22 protein-coding genes are annotated in these 26,101 nt (G+C 69.7%); 14 read left to right on the plus strand and 8 right to left on the minus strand.

Annotation, left to right across the window (positions count from 1 at the left end):
• Positions 1–781, minus strand: a 781-nt coding sequence (locus ACZ66Z_RS00005; RefSeq protein WP_469931657.1) for an FAD binding domain-containing protein, incomplete at its 3' end; no start/stop codon positions are given.
• Positions 782–1,007: 226 nt separating this feature from the next.
• On the opposite strand from ACZ66Z_RS00005, the gene ACZ66Z_RS00010 reads away from it, so the two are divergent.
• On the plus strand, positions 1,008–2,534 hold the full coding sequence (locus tag ACZ66Z_RS00010; protein ID WP_469931658.1) for a PucR family transcriptional regulator: 1,527 nt from the start codon (positions 1,008–1,010) through the stop codon (positions 2,532–2,534).
• A gap of 38 nt (positions 2,535–2,572) precedes the next feature.
• On the opposite strand, the gene ACZ66Z_RS00015 is transcribed toward ACZ66Z_RS00010, so the two are convergent.
• Positions 2,573–2,971, minus strand: a complete 399-nt coding sequence (locus ACZ66Z_RS00015) for a TOBE domain-containing protein (protein ID WP_469931659.1) — start codon at positions 2,969–2,971, stop codon at positions 2,573–2,575.
• A 109-nt stretch (positions 2,972–3,080) separates the two neighbouring features.
• Here ACZ66Z_RS00015 and ACZ66Z_RS00020 point away from each other — a divergent pair, with 109 nt between their 5' ends.
• The 5 genes from ACZ66Z_RS00020 (at position 3,081) to ACZ66Z_RS00040 (ending at position 7,324) form a co-directional block, all read left to right on the plus strand.
• On the plus strand, positions 3,081–3,773 hold the full coding sequence (locus tag ACZ66Z_RS00020) for a M24 family metallopeptidase (protein WP_469931660.1): 693 nt from the start codon (positions 3,081–3,083) through the stop codon (positions 3,771–3,773).
• A gap of 205 nt (positions 3,774–3,978) precedes the next feature.
• The gene (locus ACZ66Z_RS00025; RefSeq protein WP_469931661.1) at positions 3,979–4,665 is read left to right on the plus strand and encodes a DUF488 family protein, N3 subclade; all 687 of its coding nucleotides are present in this window, start codon (positions 3,979–3,981) and stop codon (positions 4,663–4,665) included.
• Positions 4,666–4,784: 119 nt separating this feature from the next.
• On the plus strand, positions 4,785–5,570 hold the full coding sequence (locus tag ACZ66Z_RS00030) for a hypothetical protein (protein ID WP_469931662.1): 786 nt from the start codon (positions 4,785–4,787) through the stop codon (positions 5,568–5,570).
• A gap of 519 nt (positions 5,571–6,089) precedes the next feature.
• Complete coding sequence (locus tag ACZ66Z_RS00035; RefSeq protein ID WP_469931663.1) at positions 6,090–6,791, plus strand: M24 family metallopeptidase; 702 nt, start codon at positions 6,090–6,092, stop codon at positions 6,789–6,791.
• A gap of 38 nt (positions 6,792–6,829) precedes the next feature.
• Positions 6,830–7,324 carry a tRNA adenosine deaminase-associated protein gene (locus ACZ66Z_RS00040; RefSeq protein WP_469931664.1) on the plus strand — a complete coding sequence of 165 codons (495 nt, stop codon included), beginning with the start codon at positions 6,830–6,832 and terminating at the stop codon, positions 7,322–7,324.
• A 683-nt stretch (positions 7,325–8,007) separates the two neighbouring features.
• On the opposite strand, the gene ACZ66Z_RS00045 is transcribed toward ACZ66Z_RS00040, so the two are convergent.
• From ACZ66Z_RS00045 to ACZ66Z_RS00055, 3 genes are all read right to left on the minus strand, one after another.
• Positions 8,008–8,310, minus strand: coding sequence for an excalibur calcium-binding domain-containing protein (locus tag ACZ66Z_RS00045; protein ID WP_469931665.1), 303 nt, complete (start codon positions 8,308–8,310; stop codon positions 8,008–8,010).
• Between the two features lie 88 nt (positions 8,311–8,398).
• Entirely contained in the window at positions 8,399–10,072 is a 1,674-nt protein-coding gene (locus ACZ66Z_RS00050) for a prepilin-type N-terminal cleavage/methylation domain-containing protein (protein ID WP_469931666.1), read from the minus strand.
• A complete protein-coding gene (locus ACZ66Z_RS00055) occupies positions 10,069–10,692 on the minus strand; it encodes a hypothetical protein (RefSeq protein ID WP_469931667.1) in 624 nt (207 codons plus the stop codon). The genes ACZ66Z_RS00050 and ACZ66Z_RS00055 overlap by 4 nt, the downstream gene beginning before the upstream one ends.
• Before the next feature lie 298 nt (positions 10,693–10,990).
• Here ACZ66Z_RS00055 and ACZ66Z_RS00060 point away from each other — a divergent pair, with 298 nt between their 5' ends.
• Positions 10,991–12,220, plus strand: a complete 1,230-nt coding sequence (locus ACZ66Z_RS00060; protein ID WP_469931668.1) for a type 2 periplasmic-binding domain-containing protein — start codon at positions 10,991–10,993, stop codon at positions 12,218–12,220.
• A gap of 280 nt (positions 12,221–12,500) precedes the next feature.
• Positions 12,501–14,489 (plus strand): FG-GAP-like repeat-containing protein, encoded by a 1,989-nt coding sequence (locus tag ACZ66Z_RS00065; protein ID WP_469931669.1) that lies wholly within the window; start codon positions 12,501–12,503, stop codon positions 14,487–14,489.
• 149 nt (positions 14,490–14,638) lie between these two features.
• Here ACZ66Z_RS00065 and ACZ66Z_RS00070 read toward each other — a convergent pair whose 3' ends face one another.
• The 3 genes from ACZ66Z_RS00070 to ACZ66Z_RS00080 all read right to left on the minus strand — a co-directional run bounded on the left by ACZ66Z_RS00070 (position 14,639) and on the right by ACZ66Z_RS00080 (position 16,669).
• Positions 14,639–15,190 carry a PadR family transcriptional regulator gene (locus ACZ66Z_RS00070; protein ID WP_469931670.1) on the minus strand — a complete coding sequence of 184 codons (552 nt, stop codon included), beginning with the start codon at positions 15,188–15,190 and terminating at the stop codon, positions 14,639–14,641.
• Positions 15,191–15,347: 157 nt separating this feature from the next.
• Positions 15,348–16,310, minus strand: coding sequence for a prepilin peptidase (locus ACZ66Z_RS00075; protein WP_469931671.1), 963 nt, complete (start codon positions 16,308–16,310; stop codon positions 15,348–15,350).
• On the minus strand, positions 16,310–16,669 hold the full coding sequence (locus ACZ66Z_RS00080) for a type IV pilin protein (protein ID WP_469931672.1): 360 nt from the start codon (positions 16,667–16,669) through the stop codon (positions 16,310–16,312). Before ACZ66Z_RS00080 ends, ACZ66Z_RS00075 begins: the two co-directional genes overlap by 1 nt.
• 255 nt (positions 16,670–16,924) lie before the next feature.
• Here ACZ66Z_RS00080 and ACZ66Z_RS00085 point away from each other — a divergent pair, with 255 nt between their 5' ends.
• From ACZ66Z_RS00085 to ACZ66Z_RS00110, 6 genes are all read left to right on the plus strand, one after another.
• Entirely contained in the window at positions 16,925–18,766 is a 1,842-nt protein-coding gene (locus tag ACZ66Z_RS00085) for a GspE/PulE family protein (protein WP_469931673.1), read from the plus strand.
• 75 nt (positions 18,767–18,841) lie between these two features.
• Positions 18,842–20,053, plus strand: a complete 1,212-nt coding sequence (locus ACZ66Z_RS00090; RefSeq protein WP_469931674.1) for a type II secretion system F family protein — start codon at positions 18,842–18,844, stop codon at positions 20,051–20,053.
• A gap of 80 nt (positions 20,054–20,133) precedes the next feature.
• Positions 20,134–20,484: a type II secretion system protein gene (locus ACZ66Z_RS00095; protein WP_469932231.1), complete on the plus strand. Its 351-nt coding sequence runs from the start codon at positions 20,134–20,136 to the stop codon at positions 20,482–20,484.
• Positions 20,481–21,005, plus strand: a complete 525-nt coding sequence (locus ACZ66Z_RS00100; protein WP_469931675.1) for a type II secretion system protein — start codon at positions 20,481–20,483, stop codon at positions 21,003–21,005. Before ACZ66Z_RS00095 ends, ACZ66Z_RS00100 begins: the two co-directional genes overlap by 4 nt.
• Entirely contained in the window at positions 21,002–24,874 is a 3,873-nt protein-coding gene (locus tag ACZ66Z_RS00105; protein WP_469931676.1) for a hypothetical protein, read from the plus strand. Before ACZ66Z_RS00100 ends, ACZ66Z_RS00105 begins: the two co-directional genes overlap by 4 nt.
• Entirely contained in the window at positions 24,871–25,983 is a 1,113-nt protein-coding gene (locus ACZ66Z_RS00110) for a type IV pilus twitching motility protein PilT (RefSeq protein ID WP_469931677.1), read from the plus strand. The genes ACZ66Z_RS00105 and ACZ66Z_RS00110 overlap by 4 nt, the downstream gene beginning before the upstream one ends.
• The last annotated feature ends 118 nt before the right edge of the window (positions 25,984–26,101 follow it).

Below are 26,101 nucleotides of genomic sequence, written 5' to 3' on the forward strand. Positions count from 1 at the left end.
GGCGCAGCGCCATGTGCCGTCGCCACGCGGGCAGTCCGTGGATGTCGTCGAACCACTCGGCGTCGGATACGGCGGAGTCGATGGCCGTGCGGAGGTGTTCCGCGTCCGGCGGCAGGGGGAACCAGAACCGGAACGGCCGGGTGGTGGCCGCGGTCACCGTCACGGTCAGCGAACCGTCCAGGGGGTCGAGCGTGCCGATCACCAGCGCGCCGGAGCGGCCGAGGCCGTACAGCGAGGCCTGCCGGAACGCCGTACGGCATTCCAGCGCCCGCCCCGGCAGCGTCACCGAGCGCAGCAGCTCGCCCTCCGCGAGGTCCTTGACGCCCGCGCCCCGGATGAAATCGGCCACCTTCACCTCGCGCGTCGAGCCGTCCTGCGCCTGGAGGAGGCACGTGCCGTCGAGCGCGGCGGTGAGCGAGATCATCGGCCCGGCGGGCAGGCCGTTGCACAGGTTCCCGCCGACGGTCGCCATGTTCCAGATCTTGAACGAGGCCAGGAAGGCCCGGCAGCACTGCTCGAACAGCGGCGCCGCGGGCGCGTCCAGGGACCGCCGCCCGAAGCGGGACAGCTGGGCGACGGTGCACGTGGCGGCGATCTCCAGCGAGCCGTCCTCGTGCCGGGTGAGCGGCTCCCAGCCCGTCCGGCTCAGGTCGACCAGCCGGCGCAGATGCGGCTGCGGCTCCGAGAACAGGTACGTCCCGCCCCCCAGCCACGCGTCCCCCGGACGCCAGGGCTCGCGCCGGCGCGCGTCCCTCACGTCCACGATCGTGTTCAGATCCATCCCACGCCTGCCTCTTGACCGATGACTTCAGGCCAGTGAAGCCCGAGACGGACCTCCGGCACGACTGGACGGGAACCCGGAAATCATCCATGGAGCAGCCCTCTCCCCTGGATGATCAACCAAGAGCTATTTTCGGCTTCGACCTAGGCATCTACGATGCATCGACTCACATCATCCTCGTGAATGTGAGTGCGGGCCTGTCCCGCAACCGCACTAGGAGCCTCTGATGCACGTCGACCACCTCCTCCGACTCGACCGCCTGGACCTCTCCCTCGTCTGGGGCGACGACACACTCCTCGGCCAGGAGATCGGCGGGGTCACCGCGACCGACCTGGAGGACCCCGCCCGTTTCCTCCAGCCCGGCGAGATCGTGCTGAGCGGGCTCGTGTGGTGGAGCCACGACGGGACTGCGGCCAAGGCCGACCGCTTCGTCTCCGCGCTGCGCGAGGCGGGCGCGGTGGCACTCCTGGCGGGCGAGGAGACCCTCGGGCATGTGCCTCGCGAACTCACCGACGCCTGCCGCAGGCACCGCGTCCCCCTCATCGCCGTGCCGGCGCACACGACCTTCCGGGCCATCACCGAGGCGGTCTACCTGCGGCAGTGGAGCGGGCTCAACCGTCACCCGTCCGATCACCACGCCCTGCCGGAGAACGTCCGCCTCGACCTCGACCGCGCCTTCGAACGCGGCGCGACGACAGGTGAGCTCCTCGACCGCGCCTTCGCCCATCTCGGCGCACCCGCCTGCCATCTGCTCACCGCGAGTGGCCGGACCGTGGCCCGCACCGGCGATGCTGCGGAGCTCCCCGCACAGGAGGCCGTGGGCGCCCTGGCCGACGCGCGGGGCACGCTGCGCGTCGAGGCTCAGGACACCGACTTCGATGCCTGGTACCTGCACCTGCCCGAGAAGGACCAAGTGCCGCCGAGGGTCCTGCAGGAGATAGCCGAACTCCTGGGCCGCCACCGCCGCCGCGAGGACCGGAATCGTTCCGGACGGAGCCCCTACGCGGCCAGGCTGATGGAAGCCATCGGCGCCCTGCACGTCGACACCGACCACCTCCAGCGCGCCCTTGCCTCCTGCGGACTGGCCGACCGGTCGTCCTACCTGGTCCTCACCGCGACGCTGGAGCCGAGCGGCGACGCCGGCGCCGACGGCGTCGCCGCTCTCACCGAGGCGCTCGAACACCTGCAGCCGGCGGCGTTCGCCGCGGCCTTGGGCGACGGCGAGGAGGCGACAGCCGTCCTCGCGCACGATGACGGCACAGGGAACGACACGGTCGAGCGTCTGCGCGAGGCCTCGCAGCTGATCCAATCCTGTCGGCCGGAGAGCGCCTGGCACGTCGGCGTGAGCAACCCGGTCCCCGCATCCGCGTTGAACACCGGTCTGACGCAAGCACGTTATGCCCTCGCCGGTGCCCGTACCGCGACACCGTCATCGCCGCGGGTTGCCCACATAGGCGACCTCGGCGGTCTGGCCATGCTCCTGGCCGGCGTCCCCGCCTCCGTACGCGACGTCTACCGCGAAACGGTCCTGGGCCCCCTTGCGAGGGCCGGACGGGGGTCGGGCGCCATGCTCCTGGATACCCTGGAGGTCTTCCTCGCGCACGACTGCTCCTGGACCCGGACCGCCGAGACCCTCCACGTCCACATCAACACGGTCCACTACCGCATCGAACGCATCGAGGCCCTCACCGGCCGCGACCTGTCCCGCCTCGACGACCGCGTGGACCTGCGCGCCGCGCTCCTGAGCCGCTGATGCCCGCGCCACGGCTCCTCGCTCCCAGCCGGCGCGGTTCAGGGCAGGTCGATGTGTACGCTGGTCGACTTCACGCGGGCGGTCACGGTGACCCCGACGTCGAGCGCGAGCTCCTCGACGGCCTCGCGGGTCACCAGGGACACCAGCCGGTGCGGGCCCGACTGGACCTCCACCTGCGCGGCCACCTCGTCGGCCCGTACGCCGGTCACGATCCCCACGAAGGAGTTCCGCACCGAGGTCGGCACGTCGTCCTCCGGGACGGCGTGCAGCCCGGCCCCCCGCTCCTGGGCGAAACGGGCCAGGGCCACGCCCTCGATCACCCGCCGGCCGGACCCGTCGCGCTCCATGCCCAGCTTGCCGCCGTCCGCCCACCGGCGAACGGTCTCCGAACTCACTCCGAGCAGCTGCGCGGCCTGCCCAATGCTGTACGACGCCACATCCGCACTCTAGGACACACCCGGACCCCCGCGTCACAACGAGGTAGCAACATATGCAAACCTTAATGATCACTTCACCTGGCAAGTGTGAATTCGAAGAGGGGGCATCATGGCATTCGTGGAGGATGCGCGCGTCGCGGGTCTGGTCGCCGCGCAGGAAAAGGCCATCGCGCTGTTCGCGGAGGTGGAGGCACGCGGGCTCGTGGCACCCGGTCGAGGAGAGCGGGAGGTGAGCGACGCGATCCGTGACCTGGCGAACGACATGTTCGGCACCACCAAGCACTGGCACAAGCGGATCATCCGCTCCGGCCCCAACACGCTCCTGCCCTACCGGGACAACCCCCCGGACCGGATCATCGGCGAGGACGACGTGGCCTTCGCCGACTTCGGACCGATTTTCGAGGAGTACGAGGCGGACTTCGGCCGCACTTACGCCTTCGGCGACGACCCCGACAAGCACCGACTCCTGACCGACCTCCCGCGCATCTTCGATGCGGGTCGCGGGATCTTCGAAGCCGACGAGGACATCACCGGCGCGCAGCTCTACGCCGAGGTCGAGCGCATGGCCGCCGAATCCGGTTGGGACATCGGCATCTGGCACGCCGGCCACCTCGTCGGAGAGTTCCCGCACGAGACGAACGACGGTGCCAAGGCGGAGTCGTACATCACGCCGGAGAACCACACGCCGCTCCGCCGCACCGACCGATCCGGCCGCCGCTGCCACTGGATCCTGGAGCTCCACTTCGTCGACCGGGGGAAGGGATTCGGCGGCTTCTACGAACAGCTCCTGGACCTGGCGTGATCACTGCGGCGGGGTAGAAATGTGCTCCGGTCCACCTTCGCCGTGCGCGGTGGACACGACCGCTCAGGACTCCCCCATACGCCCCTCGGTCCGCGTCACCTGCCCTCGGCCGCATGAGGCGGTCGAGGGGCGAGCAGACCCGAGAGAGTGGAATGGAACGGGGCGGCACTGCTGGGGAGTTCGCCGCCCGTTAGGATCACGACCCATGGCCGGTCGACACCCCGCGAACACTTCTGACCACACTCGTGCCCGGGCGCTCGCGCGTCAGGTCCGAATTCTTCGCGGCGCGCTCGGGTGGTCGACAGAGCGCCTCGCCGTGGAGGCCGGCATCGGTCTCAGCACGCTCAAGCGCCTCGAAAGCGAAGGTGCAATCCAGCCAGGTTTCTTCACGGTCGGAGCCGTCGCGGAAGCGCTGAACGTCTCCCTCGACGAGCTCTATCGGCAGGCGACGCCCTCCCCCGGCCTCTGGTCCGCAGGCTACGAAGGGCGAGACATCGACTCGTTCGTCTCCTCCTTGCTGGAGAGTGACATCCAGGTAGTGGCCGACGTCAGGCTCACACCCATCAGCCGCAAGCCCGGATTCAGCAAGACCCGTCTCGGCCAGGCGCTCGCCGAGGCCGGGATCGAATACACGCACCTGCGTGCCCTGGGAAACCCCAAGGACAACCGGGCCCCCTTCTGGGACGGCCGGGTCGGCGTGGGCCGGGCTCGCTTCCGCAGCGTGCTCCGGTCGGACGAGGCCCAGTCCGACCTCGACCGCCTCACCGAGCGCGCCGTACAGTCCCGCGTCGCCGTGCTGTGCTTCGAGAAGGACGAGGAACGCTGCCACCGCAAGGTGGTCCTGGACACCGTTCGCCGACGGGCCTCCGTAGACGTACATCCCCTGGCCTGAGATCAACCCTCCTTATCGTCCGCGGTCTTGACCGCCGCCGGTGGCCTCCCTTCCCATCGAATCGGGGCGATCCACCGGAGGGGGCGACCATGGCAGGCGACTGGCAAAGAGCTCGGATCATGATCACGGTCAAGACCTATCCAGAGCTGTCGTCCAAATACCGGGAGACAAGCTGCGTCGCCGGCATCCGCCTGGACCTGGGAGCACCACGGCACGTCCGGCTCTTCCCGGTTCCGTTCCGTCTGCTGCAACAGGAGGCGCAGTTCAAGAAGTACTCGATCATCGAGGTCGATGTGCGCCCTCACCACGGGGACCGCCGCCCTGAAAGCCTGCGCCCCAACCTCGAAACACTGAGCGTCGTCGACCACGTCCCACCGACCGACGGCTGGAAGCATCGGTACACCCACGTCGAGCCCCTCATTGCCCGATCGCTGTGCGCCATCAAGCGGGACCAGGAGGCCAACGGAACGTCCCTCGGCATCTTCCGGCCTGCGGAGATCACTGATCTGCGCCTCGAAGCGGCAGAGCCCTGGCCCGCGGCGAAGGCCGCCCTGGCCGACCAGCTCGACCTCTTCGACCAGGAGCTGCGTCGCCTTCAATGGGTGCCGTACGAGTTCCGGTACAGCTTCCGCTGCGCGGAGGACGACTGCCCGGGCCACAAGATGGGTCTCAAAGACTGGGAAGCCGGCGAGTCCTACCGGAAGTACCTCCGCAACTACGGCGAGCAGGTGGTTCTGAACAAGCTGCGAGAGCGATGGTTCGACCGCATGGTCACGCCGGACAAGGCCGTGCACTGCTTCGTCGGCAACATCGCCGCCCACCCTCGGACTTTCATGCTGCTCGGTCTGTTCTATCCGCATCGCAACGTGGCCGACTTCGTCCAGGACGATCTGTTCTCCGTGTAACCGGCCGCCTGATGAACTGGTTCGTCCTGGCCGGCGATCGGCGTCCCGGAGGCCGCTACTCGGACGTGGAGCGAACAGCTGACCCTGGGGCACGTCCGACGGCAGCGCGCCGCTCACACAATCGCCTCAGCCGCGGACGCCGCCGCTGCCGAAATCTCCCGCTTGGCGGCGTCCGTGTCCGTGGCCTGACCCCCACAGCCGCGCGGCACGCACGCCCGAAGGCGCCCCGGGACACGGGGCCGAATACTACGCAGCCCTTGCTGCGCCGTCGGCCCCTGTATGACCAACCAGTGTAGGCAGGCGCCATCGGCCGAGCGCTGGATGATCAACCGGTGATGCCGCGCAGGTGGCCGCTGTTAGGTTCGGCCACGTGCTCAGGGCTCCTTCCTTCGCGCCGGTCGATCGCTCCTTGCGCTTCGGGCCCGCTCCGGCGCGCCACGGCCGGTTCGGGTGACCGCCCGGGCGTCGACGGGCCCGGCAGCAAGCGGCACGGGCATGGGCTGACAGCAGGGACGCACGATGACGACGTTGGACCGGATGGACATGGGGCTGCGGGCCTTGCGCCTGCTGGAAGGCCAGCGCATGGCGCGGCACTTGTTCACCCACGTGATGGCCACGCAGGTGATCAAGCCCGGACGCAGCGAGGAGGAGATAGACAACCGGATCGCCCTAATCGCCCGGGAGGAGTTCGGCGTACGGGCGGGTCTGGTCGGCCGTAGGTTCGTGCGGTCGGGGTCGAACACCGTGGTGGGCGGGCAATGGCAGGAACGGGTCATCGGCGCGCAGGACCTGGTCGTGCTGGACTTCGAGCCCCTGCTGGCCCCGTACGAGACGGGCTTCGCCCGGACCGTGGTCCTCGGTGACGATCTCGTGCACCAGCGCCTCGTGCATGACCTCGCCGTCGTGGCCGCCGGCGCCCGGGATGCCTTGCGGGCCGACACTTCCCTCACCGGTCGCGAGCTCTACGAGAAGGTCCGCAACCTGGCGGCCGAGGCCGACCGGAGTCTGGGCGACTGGCATTGCGGTCGGCTGACCGGCACCGCGCCCGCCACGCGCGCTGAGGCGACGCGGCCGGAGGTCTTCATCGGCCCGGCCAACGACCAGCCCCTGCGCCGCACGCTGGAGGAGGGGTGGCGGGCCCACTGGATCCTTCAGATCCACCTCGTCGACGAACTCCGTGGCCATGCAGCCGTGCACACGGAACTGCTCGACCTCATCTGATCCGACTGTTGGTCCGTGTGGACCGTGCCGGGCCACATGTGGCTACCGGGTGGGCCGACGGGGCCCTCTGGGGCCGCGACAGAACACAAGGACGTCAGGATCCGAATGCGGTGCTCGAGTTCTTCAACGGGGACGAATCGTTGTTCCTGATCCTTCGTCCCACACCGGCCGGAACTGTTCTGCTGCTGTCGGATGTACCCGCCGCGCACTGGCACACGCTCGCGAGCCAGGGTCTGGGCGTCCTGCGCATCGCCCCTTCTGGAGACGACGCACCCGGCGCCCGCCCGGCTGGAGATCTAGGCATACTCGCCGACCTGGGGCTCGCCGCGGAAGGCATGGGCCCCATCCTGGCCCGGCCGGACGGCCTGCCCGACGACCAGCTGCGGACCGTCGCGGAGCGTATGGCCACGGGCAGGCCGCCGACGTTCACGTCCACCTTCACGGAGGCTATGGCCGGGCCGGCGGCTGCGTCGACCTGGAGGGCGCGCTCGGCGGACTACGACCCAGCCACGCAGAGATCGTCACCTCGTTAAGAGCCTCCCTCATACGGGGTCCCTCAGGGTCGCCGCGCCAGTGGTCGCCCCGGGCCGATCGCCCGCGCCGCGCTCACCTGGGCGAGCACGGCGCCACCATCGCCTTCGCCGGGAACCTGTCCGGTGTCCCCCAGACTCGGCCGCTCCAGATGTACCTGCTGTCGCAGGACTCCCCCGAAGCCGCGACCTCACTGTCCCTGTTGCTCCTGTGGGCATGGCGGTGATCGTCCTGATCGGATCGCCCGGTCGGTGGACGTCAGAACACGTCGTCTGCGTCGCCCACTGCACCGCCCCCGCCGGGAAGCCGTCGCCTGCGCGTCCTCCTCGGCCTGGCCCCCGCGTGCCCGTGCCGAACTCCGGCTCGGCATCGTCACTCAGGGCCCCGTCGAGGCCGACTTCCTCACCGACCGGGCCTTGCCCTGGCCCACCGCTATGCCCCTCCCGGGGCGCCCCGCGCTCCGAGGTCATCTGCAGACCATGGTCTCCCCGGGTGGCGCGGCTGCCGGGCTGCAGCACCTGGCAAGGCACCACGACGGCAGACGGACTGAAGTTCGCCGCCGAGCAGGCTCCGCAGGTCGGGCCCTCGTCTGCTCCGAGGTTCCTCGCGTCGAGACGGCTCTGCGCCATGACCGGCTGTGCGCGTCGGAAAGACATCCGTGCCGGCCATGACACTTCCGCCGTTGCTACGTCGGCGGCGGCTTGATCGACCCGATGATCGGCGCTCCGTCCTTGTCGGTCATGAAGTCGCGGTGGACCGGCTTCTTGTCCGTCGGGGCGGGCAAGTTCGGGCACGCGATGCCGTCGCCGTCCCGGTCGAGTCCGTTCGGGTCGAGTGCGTCCGCTCGCAGCACCGCTTGCGCGGCGGCCTGGGCCTTGAACGCGTCGCAGTCGACCACGTGTCCCTTGTGCACATACGGGGCTACGTCAAAGGTGCGCTCCGGGGGTTCCTCGTCGGCGCATGCGGTCAGTGTGATCGCCGCGATCACACCGACCGTCGCGATGAAGACACGGCGCCCCGGTCGCAGTCGACGGTCCCAGCCTTTGTGGAGAGTGCGTGACTGGTCTGACATGGTCCTAGGCCGACCCCGTCCGGAACACCGCGACCGTTCCCGACGGATCGACCGCGTATACCTTCGCCGTCTTGTTGTTCACGGCCAGCGAGCCGAACTGGCGAGGCGTGCCGAGCGCAGCCTGCCCCAGGAGCGTGGTGCCGTCGACCACGCCGACACCGCCCGGCGCGACAACGGCGCCGGCCCCGTCGGTCCCATACGGTTGTGCGACGAAGACCCTGTTGAAGTTGTTCAGCACGGCCATCTTGTGTGTGAGGTTCCCGATGGCGGATGAGATCGCGCAGACCGACGTCTGCCTCCCGGCCGTCGTCCCGACGATTCGGCCGATGCGGCCCTCATTGCCGCCGCAGTGCGCTCCTCCCCCACGGGAGTAGACGTAGACCGACCCTGCTGCGGAGTTGTAGATCGCGGAAAACGGAGTGTAGGTCGCTCCCGCCGGGTCGTCGATCGCCGTTGAACTGCCGTCAGCGGGGTTGACGGCGATCGTCGTCGCAACGGTTTTCGCGCCCGTGGGAGTCATCCCGTCCGGAACGCACCTCTTGGCGAGGAGGTAGACGAGGTTGCGGTTCGGATCGACAGCGATACTGCCACGAACGGAGAGCGCTTCGAGGAAGTTCCCGCTGTAGATGCTGCCGCAGGCCGACTTCGTCCGGAACTTCCAGGCGAGTCTGGCCTCGTGGGTCTTCGACGAGATCGCGAAGAGGCCGATGCTGGCGGCGTCGCTCTCGCCGACGCCGACATTGTTCTTTGCGAGGTACACCGCGTGGTGCGCGGTGTCGAAGGCGAAGTCCGTGCCGCTGACTGCCCCCACGAGTCCTGCGACAGGCAGGAGGATCGGCGTCGCCGACGAGCTGCCGGCCGCTATGTAGGCAACCGCCGAGCTGCCGGACGAACCGCCGGCGACGTAGACGTCGCCGTTCTCGGGAGAGACGGCCAGGGCGCTCACGGTCGGCGTGAAGTCAATGTGGGTCACTCGATTGGCGTCGGCCGTGTCGATGACAGCGACACCGCCCGTACCCCCGACGTAGACCTGCCCCGTCTCGGTGTTGACGGCAATCCGCGTCGGCTTCGACACGGCGCTGGAAACGTCGACCGGAGAACCGATGGGGGTGTCGGTCTTGCCGTCGATCACTGTCACGTTGTTGCTGCCCTCGGCCACGACGTACACGCGATTGGCCTTCTCGTCCACCACGAGGTCGTTCGGTCCCGTGCCCACCGGGATCGCGTTCGCCCCGCCCTCCATCGGTGAGGTGTCGTACAGCGTGAACGACGATTTCTCGCCTCGACCGCACTTGTTCTCGTCGCCGACCGCCACCATGTTGTAGACCGGTTCGCCGGCCAACAGCCCGTCGGCCTTCAGATCGTCGATCGTCCCGTAGCGTCCGTGTTTGGCGCAGTAGGACTCTTCTGCCGTTCGCAGGGTCGCGGCGTCGGCGGCGACCGCGTTCTTGCGGCCCTTGTCGCCGATGCCCCGGACGGAGAACACCACGACCGCGGCAAGGACACCCAGGATCACGATGGCCACGAGCAACTCGATGAGCGTGAAGCCGTCCTGGCGTCTGGTGCGCAAGGTGAACAGGTGATGGTCCGGTTTCATGTCGGTCGGGGCTTCCTTCGATCGATGGGTCACGTCCGGCCCGAGCGCACGCGCGAGCCCTTGCCGCGTCGCGGTGTTCACCGGCGCACGGGCTGGTTGTCCTTGGGGCCCGGCAGGTCCGGGCACGCGATGCCGTTCCTGTCGTCGTCAAGACGATTCGGGTCGGCCGGATCGAAGCGCAGGACGGCCTGCGCGTCCGCCTGGCGGGCGAAGTCGGAGCAGTCGTAGGCGTCATTGCCGAAGCGCAGGAAATAGCGGGCGTCGAAGGCCCGCTTCGACTGCGGGCACAGCGCGCTGCGCGTGTCGCCGGGACCACACGTGGGCTGCCGCGCGCGCCGCACCGGTGTGGTGTCGCGCGGTTCCGGCAATCCGCGGCACGCGACGCCGCCTCCGTCATCGAGGCGATTCGGATCGCGGGGATCGGCCCGCAGCACCGCCTGGGCATCCGCCTGACTGGCAAAGTTGACGCACTCGAAGGCATTGCCATGGGTGGCGTACTCCTTCGCGTCGAACACCTCGCTGTTCGGGCAGAGCGCGGTACGCGGGGTGCCCGGCGTGCACCACTCGGGGTCGGAGTTCTGGGCCTGCGCCGCGGAATCCGACCCACCGCGCACCAGCATCGCCACTACCAGCGCCACCGCGACCAACGCGAGAACCAGCGCACCCCGCCCGATCGCGCGCGAGCGCGACAGTCTGCTCATCACTGCCATAAGACGCCTCTGCTCATCGTGCCGCCAGCCCTTCCCTTACGTGCCGCAGCGGACCGACGGCACTCGCCTGTCGGCCCGCTGCGGGCTGGGCGTGTGCATTACATCCACAGCGAGCAAAGTTGTCAATCATTGACTACCGAGTGATCGCGTGAGCACCATCTAGGCGTGCGCGGCACCACCACGCCGGGAAGCCCGGCAGATGCCTAGGAGTTATCGGACATCCGCTGACTCTTTTCAGCAGGGCGCTCATGCGGCAGTCGCCGCCATCCGGATCAACAAGGAGTAGCAAATGCAAAGACAGTCCAGGCGTACTCGGAGCGCTTACCGCTCCGGCCTCACCGCGATGCGCCGGATACGGAATGCGTTCGCGGCGGGCGCCCTGGCCACGGCGCTGATCGCCGCCGCGGCGCCGGCGGCGTCCGCCACGACGGATTCGCAGGTCGGTATCGCGAACAACATGTATCCCGCCCTGAAGGACGTGAAGGGCCGGATCGCGACGCTCGAGGGGTTCACGCCGTTCACGGCGAACGCCGCATCGCAGGTCGGCGGGTTCTGGAACAAGCCGGCGATCGACACGTCGACGATGCGGGGCATCACGTCGGGAAGCCTGCGTCAGCAGCTGAAGAGCGCCGGCCCCTACACCACGTGCAACCCCTCCACGTCAAACAACTGCGTCGACGGGCCGCTGCACATCGACGCGTTCCTGTCGGCGGACGAGGCCAACGTGGACGCGGTCATCCCCACCTCGGACGGCGGCACGTGCACGGCGAGCGCGAGCGTCCAGTGCAACGGCGATGTCAACAGCAAGCACCCCGTGGCGATCGGGCACTTGGCGATCTACAGCTGCAGCGGCAGCTGGGCGGGCTCGACCAAGGGCGATGACCCGTCCAACGGCGGGACTCCGCCGCTGGCGCTCGGCGCGGACGCGAATGGCAGCGGCAATGGCAAGGCACAGTCACCTCGCTGTGACGCCTCGCCGGTCTCCGGCGGCGCTCCCACGACGGTCTCGGGCCTGGTGACCTGGCTCGCGACGAGCGGACACCGGGTCGCGGTCGCCGACCCGGCTTCCGCGCCGTTCGGTGCGGCGTCCAAGCAGGCGCTGATCCAGAACGGGTTCACGTGGACCGACAGCGGTGCGGGCCAGAACGTGTTCCGAGGCAGTGCGTGCGACAGCGCGGGGACGGCGTGCAAGGTGCGGCTGGAGTCGGGGATCAGCCAGGTGCGTGGCGCGGTGACGGCGAACGCCGGCGGGAACACCCAGCTGGGTCTCGTCGCGAAGTCGAACGTCGTACACGTGAGCTGGACGTCGAGTTCGCTGAACGGCACCACGGGCAACGACCCCAACACCTGGACCGAGGTCGATCCGAGCGAGTACTCCGGCTACGGAGACATCCAGCAGTTCGGTGTCGCTCTGACCGGCGGCAACGCCGGCGCGGCCGCCGCCTGGAGCGACCTGTTCAACAACCTGTGGGACACCGACAGCACCATTCAGTCGACCCTCGCCGCCTACGGCTACTAGGAACCCCGAGCACGGACCGTCGGCCGGGCACGCACGTCGCCCGCCGGCGGTCCCGGTCCGCCGATCCTCGTCGTTGGTCCCGCCGCGTTGAACGGCACGTTTCGCGTACGCCTGCATCAATTGTCAACCATTGACTACCGCAATCGGGTAAACGACTTCATCCCGCCATGGGTGCCGACCGGATCGACAACATCCGGCTCGGCACCTCTCCCTTCGGCGGTCGCACCGCCGAAACGCGTCACCGACTCTCCGTTCTTCAGGCCCTAGGAGGGGCCTCACCATGAGCAGATCACCACGTCGTCGCCCCATGCCGGACGGCCACTCGGTCACGGCCACGCGCGTTCGGCCGCGCCGGATTCCGGCGCTCGTCCTCGCGGTGGCGACCGTCGCCATGGCCGCCACCGCGGCCTCGGCGACCGGCGCCAACACGACCGGCTTCTCCACCGCGGTGAACCTCGACGACAACGGCCGCGGCGGCTCCGCCGTGGCGATCGGCGATCTCAACGACGACGGGACGCCGGACCTCGTGACAGGGATCCGCACTGAGGGCCTCGGCGTGTTCCTCGGCTCGGGCGGCGGCAGCTTCGGCGCCGTGACGAAGTACGCGGCGCCGCGCACCTCGTCGAGCCTCTTCCTCCACTCGGCGGTGATCCGCGACGTCGACGGCGACGGCCACCAGGACGTCATCAGCCAGGACGCCCGCGGCAATGTCGCTCTGGTCTGGCTCGGCGACGGCTCCGGCGCTCTCGGCGACGGAACGGCCGTGCAGCTCAACCCGACGCCCGGGTGCGACACCACGGGCGACAACCCGTGTGTCGTGCGCTTCCCGACCGACGTCGCCGTAGGCGACTTCGACGAGGACGGCAAGCCGGACCTCGCGACGTCCAACACGAACACGAACAACGTCTCCGTGGTGCCCGGCGACGGCGACGGCACGTTCGGCGCGGCGACGCAGCTCGGCCTGGCCGCCGGCACCGGCCCGCAGGGCATCGCGGCCGCCGATCTCGACGGCGACGGCCATCTGGACCTCGTCACGGCGAACGCCGCGAACGGCACGCTCTCCGTGCTGGCGGGCGACGGGAACGGGGGCTTCGGCACGGCGTCGAGCGTCCCGGCCGGGGTGGCGCTGCCGTCCGGGCTCGAGCTCGCCGACGTCAACGAGGACGGCACGCTGGACGCAGTCCTCGTGGCGCCCGGCTCGCCGGGGCGCGTCGCCGTCCTGCTCGGCGACGGCGCGGGCGGGTTCGGCACCGCGAGCGTCCTGTCGGCGGGGGCGAACCCCACCTCCGTGTCCGTGTCCGACCTGAACGGCGACGGCCACGCCGACCTGGTCGTCTCCAGCGCCCAGTCGAACGAGGTCGTGGTACTCGAGGGCGACGGCACCGGCGCGTTCGGCGGCCCGCTCGCCTTCGGGCTCAACGGCGGCAGCAACCCGCAGGCCACCGCGGTGGCCGACCTCGACGGCGACGGGCGTCCCGATGTCGTCACGGCCAACAGCAACAGCCTGGCGACGTTCGTCAAGGACTCGTCGGTCCTCCTCAACGCGACGAACCGGACGCCGACCGCCGCGAACGAGTCGTACGGCAAGGTCGGCGCGGACACCCCGCTGGCCGTCGCCGCCCCCGGCGTCCTCGGCAACGACACGGACCCCGACGGCACCACGCTGACGGCCTCGGTCGTGACCGGGCCGACGCACGGCACCCTCACGCTGAACCCGGACGGCTCCTTCGGCTACCAGCCGGGCAGCGGCTACGTAGGAAGCGACAGCTTCACGTACAAGGCGACCGACGGCACGGTCGACTCGAACATCGCGACGGTGACCATCGGAGTCACGGCCGGCTGCAACGGCCTCGCCGCCACGATCACCGGAAACGGGACCGTGAACGGCACGAGCGGCTCCGACGTGATCGTGACCGGCAACGGGAACGACAGTGTCAGCGGGAACGGCGGCAACGACACGATCTGCACGTTCGGCGGCGACGACGCCGTTTCCGCCGGCAGCGGCAACGACTACGTCGACGGCGGTGACGGCAACGACGCCATCAGCGGCGGTGACGGCACCGACACCGTCAAGGGCGGAGCGGGCAACGACGCGCTCTCCGCCGGCAACGGCAACGACACCGTGGTCGGTGGCGTCGGCAGCGACACCCTCTCCGGCGGCAGCGGCGCGGACGTCTGCGCCGGCGACGCCAACGGCGGCCCGACGCTCCCGGGCACGGATGCGATCGCGGTCGGCGGCTCCTGCGAGACCGTCGTCGAGGTGCCGTAGCCGACGAGCCGTCCCGGGCGGCTGCCTAGAGGACGCTGACGTGCGAGAAGGGCTCGGCGATCGCGGGGAGCGATCGTCGAGCCCTTCTCATTGGTACGCGCGCGGCGGTGAAGGGGATACCGAAGGGCGGCACGACCACGAGCGTGACGTCAGCCGGTCTTGACCGCCGGCTGCGTCGAGTCGACGTCCACGGCGTCGAGAAACCGGCGCGCGGCGCGGACGTGCTCCTGGCGCCAGGCGTAGCTCGCGCGGGTGATGTGATCACCGGCGGCGTCCTCCTTGACGCGCAGCGCCTCCTCGATCTCGTCGAGGACGGCCCGCTGGCGCTCGACCAGACGAGCCGGGCTGGAGTCGCGGCGCTGGAGCAGCAGAAGCTTGCACGTGAGCTCGGCGCGGACGTCGAACAGTTCGGTCACGGGTTCGCTGAGCCACCGGCTGACCGTCGTCTTCGCCGAGCGGGTGGCGGCGTAGATCATGCGCTGCGGTCCGCGATTGCCTTCCTCGGCGCCCACCGGCGTGATCAGTTCGCGCTCGACCAGCCGCGTGATCGAGCGGTAGACCATGGGACGCGAGATGTACCAGAACTCACCGATTTCTGCGCCTTCCGCGGTGAGGGAGGCGATGGCGAAGCCGTGGGTGGGGCGCTCGGCCAGGAGCGCGAGCACGATCCACTCGGCGAGTGGCAGATCAGGTTTTCCCATGAGTAACAGAGTAAGGGCGTCGATGGTATCCGCGGTGTCGCCCCCGTACGAAGCCGGAAGGGCCGAGATCCGAAACAGGGACCTGGATGCGGGAGGACGGACCGCATGGTCCTGCGGGCGGTCGCGTGAGGGAAACCCTCCGGCCCGGGGGCCGTGGTCAGGGGTGGACCACGGCGAACGGCACACCTGTCGCGTACGGGTCACTCACGCTCTCGCACCAATGGACGACGGGAGCGCCGACGAGGAGGGCAGTGATGGCGCCGGCGGCGAGGAACACGCCGAAGGGGAGACGGGTGTGGCGGTTCGCTCGTCCCGCCGCCATGAGCGCGACACCCACCATCAACCCGGCGACGCTGCCGGCCATCAGCGCGAAGACGAGATGCCCGGGCCCGAGCCAGCCCAGCCCGGTGCCGAGCAGGCCGGCCAGGCGCACGTCGCCGAAACCGAGCCAAGCCGGCCGCACCCAGTGCAGGACGAAGAAAACGGCGAACCCGCCCACTCCGCAGGCCGCGGTCACGCCCAGCCTCTGCCACTGGCCGGTGGCCGCCGCGGCGACGAGCAGACACGCGGCGGTGAGCCCGAGAGTCGGGTAGATCAGCCGCCGAGGGAGCAGGAACCGCTCGGCGTCGCAGGCGGCCAGGGCCAGGAGCCCCGCCGTGAAGACCAGTGCGGCCGGAAGCACTTCCGACCGGCCGAAGCGCAGCGCCTCGGCGACGAACAGGATCGCGGTGAGCGCTTCGAGGAGCGGGTAGCGCGCGGGGATCGGAACCCGACAGGCGCGGCAACGCCGGCCCAGCAGGAGCCAGGACACGACGGGGATGTTGTCCCGGGCCGCGATCGGCGCGGCGCATCGCGGACACGCAGAGCGGGGCTGTACGAGCGAGCGGCCGGCCGGTACCCGGGATACGGCGACGTTGAGGAACGAGCCGACCGCGAGCCCCAACAAGCCGATGATTACGACATATATGGATGACATGGGAATAATGGTGCCGTACCGCTCGCGCCTCTCGCCACGGGGGCGAGACGCTCCAACGGCTCGGTGGCCGAGGTCGCGTCGCGGGGCGCGGACACCGGTGCGCCGGGTGGCGCTTCCACTGCCACCCGGCGACGATCCCCGCATCAGGGGCAGGTCGTGCCCAACGGCTTGATCTTGTAGTCGACGCCCTCGCCCACCAGCTCGATGCCGTACCACTGGGACCTGGTGGACAGGAACTTCCCCTCCAGGTCGTCCATGCCGCCGTACTTGTTGTTGGACGCGTAGTAGGCCTGCTCCGCGGTCTCGATCGTGGCCTTGTCGGCCTTGCACGCCTGGCTCTGACCCTTGTCGTTGATGCCACGGACGGAGAAGACGACGATGGCGGACAGGACGCCGAGGATCACGATGACCACGAGAAGCTCGATGAGCGTGAAGCCGGCCTCCGCCGTCTCGTTCGGCGCGCGCATGCGACGGCGCGGCTTGCCTTGCAGGTATGTGGACATCTTTCTCCATCTACAGCGACCGGCCCCACGGAACCGAGTACTAGTAACAACCTGATTAATCAGCGGCAGACTACGCAGCTCACGGTGCACTTACAAGAGGCGGTTGCGGCTGGCACCGCCGCTTCGGGACCGCAGATGACAGTGCGGACACGTGATGTAGTGTGCAGCTGACTAATCAGCGGCTGACGATTCCGGCGGACGTGTTCGCGTCGTGTGACCGGCCGTTCTTCCGGAAGCGCGAAAGGGGTGGGTTCCTTGGCGAATCGCCGACTTCTCCGGCGCCGCGCGGCGACGACGAACTCTGCGGGCGAGGACGGCACCCTCCACGAGGGAGCGGGGAGCCCGGCGCCGTCCCCGGTCCCGGCGGGCGAACCGGTCCGGGACGATCCGTCCGGCACCGAGCAGTCGTCGCCCGCGGGACAGGAGCGGCCGCGCCTGGGAGAACTGCTGGTGCGGCGCGGACTGCTCACCCCAGCGCAGGTGGACGAGGCGCTCCTGCAGCAATCGGCATCGGGCAAGCGACTCGGCGCCCTGCTGATCGAACTCGGCATGGTCGACGAGCGGTCGCTGATCGAGGCGCTGTCAGTTCAACTCGACGTCCCCGTAGCCGACCTGCGCCAGAGCGAGCCCGATCCCGAGGCAGCCGCCCGGGTGCCGGAGGCGCTGGCCCGCTCGCTGGGCGTCGTCGCGGTGCGGCGGACCGAGGGCACCCTGCTGATCGCGGCGGGCGACCCGGGTGACCCGCGCGTGCGCGACGAGGTCGGCCGGGCCGTCGCGCCGGATCAGGTGCGGTGGGCGATCGCGGCCCCCTCGGACATCCGGCGCTCGATCGACAGCGCCTACCGGGCGTTGACCGGCGTCAGCAGTCTGGTCGAGGCCTTCGAGGCGACCGAGACCGTCCGCAACGCCCAGTCGGGGGCCAGGGTGGTGAGCGAGGACGCGCCGGTCGTGCACCTCGTCAACCTCATGCTGACCCAGGGCCTGCGTGACCGGGCCTCGGACATCCACATCGAACCGCACGCCGACCGGGTCCGGGTCCGGTACCGCATCGACGGCGCGCTGCATGACGTACTGAGCCTTCCGGAGAGCATGGGCCCGTCCGTGGTCAGCCGTATCAAGATCATGGCCAACATGAACATCGTCGACAAACGGCGCCCGCAAGACGGGCAGATCGCCACCGAGATCGACGGCAGGTCCGTGGACATCCGGGTCGCGACCACCCCCACCATCTGGGGCGAGAAGGCGGTACTGCGACTGCTCGACAGCAATCGCACACTGTTGCGACTGGCCGAGCTCGGCATGCCCGCCGCGACCTACGAACGGTTCTCGTCCCTGCTGCGCTCGCCCTACGGCATGGTCGCCTGCGGCGGACCGACCGGCAGCGGCAAGACGACCACCCTGTACGCCACGCTCGGTGAGCTGAACCAGAGCGAGCGCAACATCACCACCATCGAGGACCCGGTGGAGTACGTGGTCCCGTCGGTCAACCAGATCCAGATCAACGAACAGGCGGGCGTCACGTTCGCGACCGGGCTGCGCTCGATCCTCCGGCAGGACCCCGACGTGATCCTGGTCGGCGAGATCCGAGACGGCGAGACCGCGCGGATCGCCGTCGAGTCCGCCCTCACCGGCCACTTCGTCCTGTCGTCCATCCACGCCGCCGACGCCTGCTCCGCGCTGCACCGGTTCACCGACATGGGCATCGAACCGTTCCTGATCACCTCCACGGTCTCCGGGGTGGTCAGCCAGCGACTGGTCCGGCGGATCTGCGACCAGTGCCGCGAGCCCCACCAGCCGGGCGTGGACGAACTGGCCTTCTTCGCGAAGGCCGGCGGGTCGACCGACATCGAATTCTGGCAGGGCCGGGGCTGCAACTTCTGCTCACGAACCGGCTACCAGGAGCGGATCGGCGTCTTCGAACTGCTCGTGATGAGCGACACGGTCAAGCGGCTGCTCGTCGAGAAGGCGCCGATCAGCAGCCTGCGCAAGGCCGCCCGCGAGCAGCACATGGACAGCCTCCTGGACGGAGGCGTCCGCCTGGTGGAGGAGGGGGTCACGACCATCGCCGAGATCATGGCCAGCGTGTACGTGGCCTAGTACCCGGCTCACCGGACACCGCACCCCACACCGACGACACGAACCTCTGACACCGGAAACCAGGAGGGCACCGGCATGGCCACCTTCAAGTACGTCGCGGTCGGCCCGGACGGGAAACAGGCCACCGGCGTACTGGCCGGCTCCAGTGTCGACGGCGTGACCGACAGCCTGACCAAGCAGGGCTACGACGTGCGTTCGGTCAAGGCCGCGGGCCGCAACCTGCTGCAGCTCGAACTCACCACGGAGAAGGTCGACCTAGTCGAACTGAGCAACTTCTCCCGGCAGATGGCCGCCTTCATCAAAGCCGGAGTGCCCCTCCTGGACGCCCTGGAGATCATCCGCGCCGAGACCAAGGACAAGAAGCTGGGCAAGGTGCTCGTCGACGTCATGGACGCACTGCGCTTCGGCGAAAGCTTCGCCGGCGCGATGGCCGTCCACACCAAGGCGCTCCCGCCGTTCTACATCTCCGTCCTGCGTTCGGCGGAGGCGACCGGTGAACTCGACGTGGTGATGGGCCAGTTGGGTCGGTACATCGAGCGGGACGTCGAAGGCCGGCGTACCATCCGCTCCGCCCTAACCTATCCGAGCCTGGTGATGGCCCTGGCAGTCGGCGTCATCCTCGTCCTCGTCATCTTCGTGCTGCCCCGCTTCAAGCAGTTCTTCGATTCCTTCAACGCGGAATTGCCTCTGCCGACCCGGATCCTGCTGGGCTTCACCGACTTCGTCACAGCCTGGTATCCGGTCATCGTCGGCGCGCTCCTCGCGCTCGTCGCGGCGGTGATCGCCGGTGTGCGGACCGAGCGGGGACGGGCACTGCGCGACCGCTTCCTGCTGGCGATGCCGGTGGTCGGCGACGTGGTCCGCTACATGGTCATCGAGCGGTTCTGCCGCATCCTGACCTCGATGATCAAGGCCGGCGTGCCCATACCGGAAGCGCTCGGCCTGGCCAGTGCGGGCGCCAACAACCTGGTGTACGAGCGGGCCATCGGGAGGGCCCGGGTGGAGATGCTCGAAGGCGGCGGCATCTCGGGGCCGATCGCCCGCACCAAGCTCTTCCCCGGCGCGGTCACCCAGATGATGCGCGTGGGGGAAGAGACCGGAACCCTCGACGACCAGCTCGAGAACGTGTCGGAGTTCTACGAGAAGGAACTGCAGCACAAACTCAAGCGGCTGACCAGCCTGTTCGAGCCGGCCATCGTGATCATGGTCGGGGTCGTCGTGGGGTTCGTGGCCGTCGCCCTCCTCTCTGCGATCTACGGCGTCTACAACCAAGTCGAGGTCCAATGACCGGCCGGACACGCCGCCCGCGACGCCCCCGTGGGGAAGAGGGCGAGACTCTGATCGAGGTTCTCGTCGCCGTGGCGCTCATGGGCGTCGCCTTCGTGACCATCTTCGGGGGCATCAGCACCGCGATCATCAGCTCGGTCAGGCAGCAGAAGGTGACCAGCGCCGACTCGGTCATCCGCAGCGCCGCCGAGAAGGTCCTCAGCGATCCGTACGTGCCCTGCGCCGACAGCTACGAGACTCCGGTGCCGCCGGCCGGGTACACAGTGGCCGTAGAGATCGAGTACTGGGACGGGGTAGGCGCCTTCGGCCCGTCCTGCCCGACGGCCGACACCGGAGTGCAGAAGGTGACGCTCACCGTGCACGCGACCGGCCCGCATCCCGTCAGGGACGCGACGCTCGAGGTCGTCAAGCGGGAGTCGATGCTGTCATGAGGACGCAACGGCGAACCGGACAAACGGAGTCGGGGTTCACCCTGACCGAATTGCTGGTCACGATCGTCATCGTGGGCATCATCGCGGCACTGCTGCCCAAGGCGATCCTCCTCGGACTGCGGTTGACGGCCGGCACCGAGAAGCGGGTGGCCGCCACCGGCACGGTGGGCACGCTCAACCGCTACTTCTACGACGACGTGCACAGCGCGGACGACGTCACGACCGACCCCGCGTGCGGCGTTGCCGACGCAATCGTCCACCTGAGCCGGCCCGGCACCGACGTCGTCTACACCTACGATCGGCCGGCCGGCGCCCTCAACCGGGTGAAGTGCACCGACGAAGGCGTCGTCACCACGTTGCTGGGCCGGTTTGACAACGCCCCCTCGACCCGTCCGGTGACTCTGAGCTGCGGTGCCGAGACCTCGTGCACCTCGCCCAAGGAGGTAACGCTGACCGTGCAGAGCGACCCCGCCGCTCCCCCGACGACCCTCACCGCCGTCCGACGATCGAGCTCGTCATGACCGGCCGCCCGGATCCGCGCCGCCTGCGCGACGACGAACAGGGCGCGACGCTGATCCTCGCGCTGGCCTTCGTCGTCGTCTTCAGCCTGATCGTCGTGTCGCTCCTGTCCTTCGTCGGCACGGGACTGAAAGCCGCGGGCGTATACGTCGACCAGGGCAAGCGGAGTTACAGCGCGGACGGTGCCACGCAGCTCGCGATCAAGAACTTCTCGCAGGGCAACCCGTGCGCCGACTACACCGCCCCGCCGATCAACGGCCGGCAGATGATCGTCCACTGCGACCCCCTCAACTCGTCCCCCGCGACCACGCGCGCGACCCAACCGCAGGACGCGCTGCGCAGCCTGGGCCGGGCGGCGAAGGACGGCATCAACGTGACCACGCGCGGCCTGCGCGTGCAGGGCAGCGTGTTCTCCCACTCGAACATCACCACCGGCACCGGCGCCTCGATGGTGGTGTCGGGTGACGTGTCCGCCGTCGGCGACTGCTCCGGTGCCGTGTCACAGACCCGACTACCCGCGACCCAGGCTCCGTACGTGCACGGCTGCGCGAACGACACCCCACCGGCTCCCGCCGACGAGATTGTGGGCGCCGACCCGGACTACACCCCGCCCGCCACGGCCGTCCCGGTCCGGCGGACGGTGCCCGCATGCCCCGGCCCCGGTTCCTGGCTGGTGCGGTTGCAGCCCGGCTCCTACGACGACGCCCGCGCCCTCACCCGTCTCACCGGTGGCGATTGTCCCAACGCCGTCGTGTGGCTGCAGCCAGGTGTCTACTACTTCGACTTCACCTTCACCGGCGGCACCGCGGTCTGGACGGTCAACGACCCCACGGTCAGCGTGGTCGGCGGGACGCAGACGGGCTGGGACCCCGGGGCCTCCACCCGTCCGGCCATCCCCAACCCGGGTGGTTGTGACAAGACGCGGTCCGAAGGCGTCGAGGTCATGATGGGCGGCGGCAGCCGGCTCCAGGTCGACCGTGGACACGTCGAGCTGTGCGCCCCGGTGTCCCCGGACACGCAGCAGGTTGCGGTGTACGGGGTCCAGCCGCCGAAGCCGTCACACACGCTGAAGCCGACAGCGGTGGTCACGAACACCGGCTTCGCCAACCCGGGCCATGCCCTGACCAGTGGCGAACGGCCGACCCTGCCCGGGTGCCCGCAGCCGACGGGCACCCCGAGCTGCACGGCCGACGCCGCCCTCGACCCGACGAAACACCGGTCGGCCTCGATGCAGCTCGCCGGCTTCACCCCCCAGGTGCCCCCCGGCTCGGTCATCACCAGCGCGACGCTGCGCGTCAGGCACGAGGACGACGGCGACCTGACCGCCCCCGGCGCGGTGAAGGTCACCACCGCCGTCGGCGGAGACACCTGCCGCACCGACGACCTGCCCCGCCACACGGCGCTCGCCACGGATCCCCCGATCGACCTGCTGGGCGCGTGCGGGCTCACCGACCCGGCCCGGCTCGCCGACCTGACGGTGACCTACGCCGCCACCCTGGAGTCCAACGGCACCACCGCCACGGAACGCCTGGACGGTATCTGGCTGGAGGTCGCCTACCGCACGCCCACCACGTTCAAGCCGACCGCCGTGACCGCGTCCACCGGGTTCACCGCCGCTGGCACCGCTCCCGACAACGCCCTGGAGATCGGCGAACAGCCGACAGCGTCGGTGGCCGGCGCCGACCTGACCACGGCGGCACCATCCGCGTCGATCACCCTGGCCGGGTTCGGTCAGCCACCCCTGCCGCCGGGGTCGACGATCGACTCCGTCGTGTTGCGGGTGGCCCATCAGGAGACCGGGGACGCGGCGGCACCCAGAATCAAGGTCACCCCCGCGGTCGGCGGTAGCGGTTGTGCTGACCTGCCGCTCACCGCGCGAGCCGACCTAGGCGACGACCGCGTCGACCTGAAGGCCTGCGGCATCACCGACCCCGCCCAGCTGACCGGTCTGACCGCGACCTACACCACCGGACTGAACGCGGGCGGCACCACGGGCGCCACTTCTCTGGACGGCATATGGCTCGAAGTCGTCCACGACCCGTCGGCGCCACGACCTGCGACGAGCGCCGAGTCGACGACGTTCGCCGCCGCGACCAACGCCCAGGCAATCGACGGCACCGACACGGCCCGCGCGGCACTCGACTCGGTCACCACGCCGACCGCCACCCTCGACCTCGGTGGTTTCGACAGCCCTGCGGTGGTGCCCGGCTCGGTCCTGGACGGGGTCCTGCTGCACGTCGCACACCGCGACGATCCCGGGCCGGCCGGAGGAGCACTGCCGACGGTCGCGGTCACCCTGACCGGGCCCGGCATACCCCGCTCCTGCAGCACCCCGCAGAAGCTCGCCACGCACCCGGGCGTCCTGGGCACCGACACCCTGGACCTGGTCGCCGCCTGCAGGCTGACCGACCCCACCCAGCTGACCGGCTTGGTCGTGACGTACACCGCCACCCTCGGCACCGGCAGCACCTCTGCCACCGATCAGCTCGACGGCGTCGCCCTGGAACTGGCCTACCGGCCCCCGATCTCGGTACGCCCCACCAAGGCGATCAGCACCGCGACGCCCACCGCTGCGGGGTTCCTCGACCCAAAGAACGCACAAGCGATTGACAGCACCACCTCGACCGCGACGCTTACCACGGCCACCCCGTCGGCGTCGATCCGGCTCGGCGGGTTCGCGAAGCTGCCCCTGCCGGCGGGGGCGGTGATCGACAAGGTCGTGCTGCGCGTATCGCACCAGGACGACGACACCACCCCGGCACCGCCTCCGCCGACGGAGCCGACGGAACCGACAGAGCCACCCGAGTCGCCTGAGCCGACGACGAATCCGCCCACGGCCGCGCTGACCGTCTCCGGTACCGGCACCGCCTGCGACGCGAACCACGCCCTGGCCGCCCGTGAAGGGACACTGGGTGTCGACGTGGTCGACCTCGGCGCCTGCGGGGTCACGAAGGGCGACCAGTTGTCCGAGCTCGCCGTCGACTACGCGGTGAGGCTGGGCACGGGCGGTACCGACGCCGCCGACCAGCTCGACGGCGTCGAGCTCGACCTCGTGTTCCGAGCACCGTCCATCAGGGCCCTGTCCGGCTGCCTCACCGTGGACAACCGCTGCGCGGTGCTGAAGTCGACCGACGGCGCAGACACCAACACCGATCACAGCCGTCTGGTGATCAACGGCACCGTCTACGCGCCGACCGCTGCCGTCGACCTGTCGATGAGCCGGGTCAGCTCGCAGGTCGTCACCCGCGGCATCATCGCCCGGACCATCGATCTCGGCGTCAGCCCGGCCACCGGGTACCTCCGCCCGGTGATCGGGATCCCACCGGAGCCGGTGCTGTTCACGACCTATCCGGCCGTGATCGCGAAACCGGTGTCGGTCACCGCGATCACTGGGTTCACGACCCCGGCTCCCGGCGCGCCCGTCGACGTCACGGACGCCACCATCCCTGACGGCAGCCAGGCGTCCCTCACACTCGGTGGCTATACCCGGCCGGCACCGGCAACGACCGGATCGCTCGACCACGTCGTCCTGCAGGTGGCGCACCACGAGGACGGCGACGTGGAGTCGGTGAGGATGTCGGTGGACTTCCCCGGCAGCACCTGCACCGGCGTCGACTCACTGGCCGTGCCGGTCCGTCTCGGCTCGAGCGGCCCGGTGACCGACCAGGTCGACCTGGCGCCGTGCGGGCTGACCAAAGCCTCCCAACTTACCGGGTTGACCGTGACCTACACCGTCACCGCCGGGAGCAGTGACGCGACCGCGCACCTCGGCGGAACCCGGATCGACCTGCTGTCCGGCCCGCTCGTCCGGGCCGCCGTGTCCTTCGACGGCCACACCAGCACCGTCAAGCAGTGGACGGTCCTGCCATGAGCAAGCACACCACCTTGGAGACCACCATGCCCGGGCCGAGTTCCGCGACCATCGACCATCTGCTCGGTGAGCTGTGGAAGCGGGGCGGCAGCGACCTGCTGCTCACCGCCGGATCGGCGCCGTTCCTCCGCGTCGACGGCGCCCTGCGCCCGGTCGAGGGGGCCGCGCTGACCGAGCCGGAGGTCGATCGCCTGGTGACCGGAGTGCTGGGCGAGGAGCTTACGGAGCGGTTCCGTCGGGAGAAGCAGGTCGATTTCGCGTTCAGCTGGGAGGAGAAGGCCAGGTTGCGCGGGAACGCCTTCGTGCAGCGTGGCTCGTCGGCGCTGGCTCTGCGGATCATCCCGTTCGACGTGCCGTCGTCCGAGCAGCTCGGGCTCCCCCCGGTCGTCATCGGGTGGGCGGGCATGCCGCGCGGGCTCGTGCTGGTCACCGGGCCGACCGGGTCGGGGAAGTCGACGAGCCTGGCGGCGCTCCTCGACCACGTCAACACGCACCGGTCCGCCCACATCCTCACCATCGAAGACCCGATCGAGTACCTGCACCGGCACAAGCGCTCGGCGGTCAGCCAGCGCGAGGTCGGCACCGACACCGACTCGTTCCCCGCCGCGCTGCGCTCGGCCCTGCGCGAGGACCCCGACGTCCTGCTCCTCGGCGAGATGCGCGACCCGGAAAGCATCTCCGCGGCCCTGACCATCGCCGAGACCGGACACCTGGTGTTCGCCACCCTGCACACCAACGACACGTCTCAGACGCTGGACCGCATCGTCGACGTGTTCCCGGCCGAGCAACAGCCCCAGATCCGCCTGCAGTTGGCGCACACCCTGGTCGGCATCCTCAACCAGACGCTCGTCCCCCGGATCGGCGGGGGCCGGGTGGCCGCCTTCGAAGTGCTGGTCGGCACGTCGGCGATCCGCAATCTGATCCGCGAGGGCAAGACCCGCCAGATCCGCAACATGATCTCGACCGGCCACCGTGACGGCATGCAGACCCTCGAGGCCGGCATCAACGCCCTCGTCGCGACGGGCACCATCGCCTACGAGGAGGCCGTGCTGCACACGGCCCACCCGGAGGACATCCAGCGGCCCCACGCCCCGGTCGGCCGCACCTGACCGTCCGACGGCCTCCTCCGTTGCGGGGAGGGCAGGCCAGCCGCCCTGTTGCCGGACGACCGCTCCCGGCCACTCCCGAAACTTCTCAGCTTACCCCCGCACCCTCCCAGGACCGCCG

Source organism: Streptomyces sp. NPDC107498, from assembly GCF_055582805.1.

Bases quoted from the DNA above. Each gene is read 5' to 3' on its own strand.
- ACZ66Z_RS00095 (WP_469932231.1), top strand. From the start codon at position 20,134: ATGGGCGTCGCCTTCGTGACCATCTTCGGGGGCATCAGCACCGCGATC.
- ACZ66Z_RS00110 (WP_469931677.1), top strand. From the start codon at position 24,871: ATGAGCAAGCACACCACCTTGGAGACCACCATGCCCGGGCCGAGTTCC.
- ACZ66Z_RS00060 (WP_469931668.1), top strand. From the start codon at position 10,991: ATGCAAAGACAGTCCAGGCGTACTCGGAGCGCTTACCGCTCCGGCCTC.
- ACZ66Z_RS00030 (WP_469931662.1), top strand. From the start codon at position 4,785: ATGATCACGGTCAAGACCTATCCAGAGCTGTCGTCCAAATACCGGGAG.
- ACZ66Z_RS00080 (WP_469931672.1), bottom strand. From the start codon at position 16,669: ATGTCCACATACCTGCAAGGCAAGCCGCGCCGTCGCATGCGCGCGCCG.
- ACZ66Z_RS00065 (WP_469931669.1), top strand. From the start codon at position 12,501: ATGAGCAGATCACCACGTCGTCGCCCCATGCCGGACGGCCACTCGGTC.
- ACZ66Z_RS00070 (WP_469931670.1), bottom strand. From the start codon at position 15,190: ATGGGAAAACCTGATCTGCCACTCGCCGAGTGGATCGTGCTCGCGCTC.
- ACZ66Z_RS00025 (WP_469931661.1), top strand. From the start codon at position 3,979: ATGGCCGGTCGACACCCCGCGAACACTTCTGACCACACTCGTGCCCGG.
- ACZ66Z_RS00090 (WP_469931674.1), top strand. From the start codon at position 18,842: ATGGCCACCTTCAAGTACGTCGCGGTCGGCCCGGACGGGAAACAGGCC.
- ACZ66Z_RS00105 (WP_469931676.1), top strand. From the start codon at position 21,002: ATGACCGGCCGCCCGGATCCGCGCCGCCTGCGCGACGACGAACAGGGC.
- ACZ66Z_RS00100 (WP_469931675.1), top strand. From the start codon at position 20,481: ATGAGGACGCAACGGCGAACCGGACAAACGGAGTCGGGGTTCACCCTG.
- ACZ66Z_RS00010 (WP_469931658.1), top strand. From the start codon at position 1,008: ATGCACGTCGACCACCTCCTCCGACTCGACCGCCTGGACCTCTCCCTC.
- ACZ66Z_RS00075 (WP_469931671.1), bottom strand. From the start codon at position 16,310: ATGCGGGGATCGTCGCCGGGTGGCAGTGGAAGCGCCACCCGGCGCACC.
- ACZ66Z_RS00020 (WP_469931660.1), top strand. From the start codon at position 3,081: ATGGCATTCGTGGAGGATGCGCGCGTCGCGGGTCTGGTCGCCGCGCAG.
- ACZ66Z_RS00055 (WP_469931667.1), bottom strand. From the start codon at position 10,692: ATGAGCAGACTGTCGCGCTCGCGCGCGATCGGGCGGGGTGCGCTGGTT.
- ACZ66Z_RS00035 (WP_469931663.1), top strand. From the start codon at position 6,090: ATGACGACGTTGGACCGGATGGACATGGGGCTGCGGGCCTTGCGCCTG.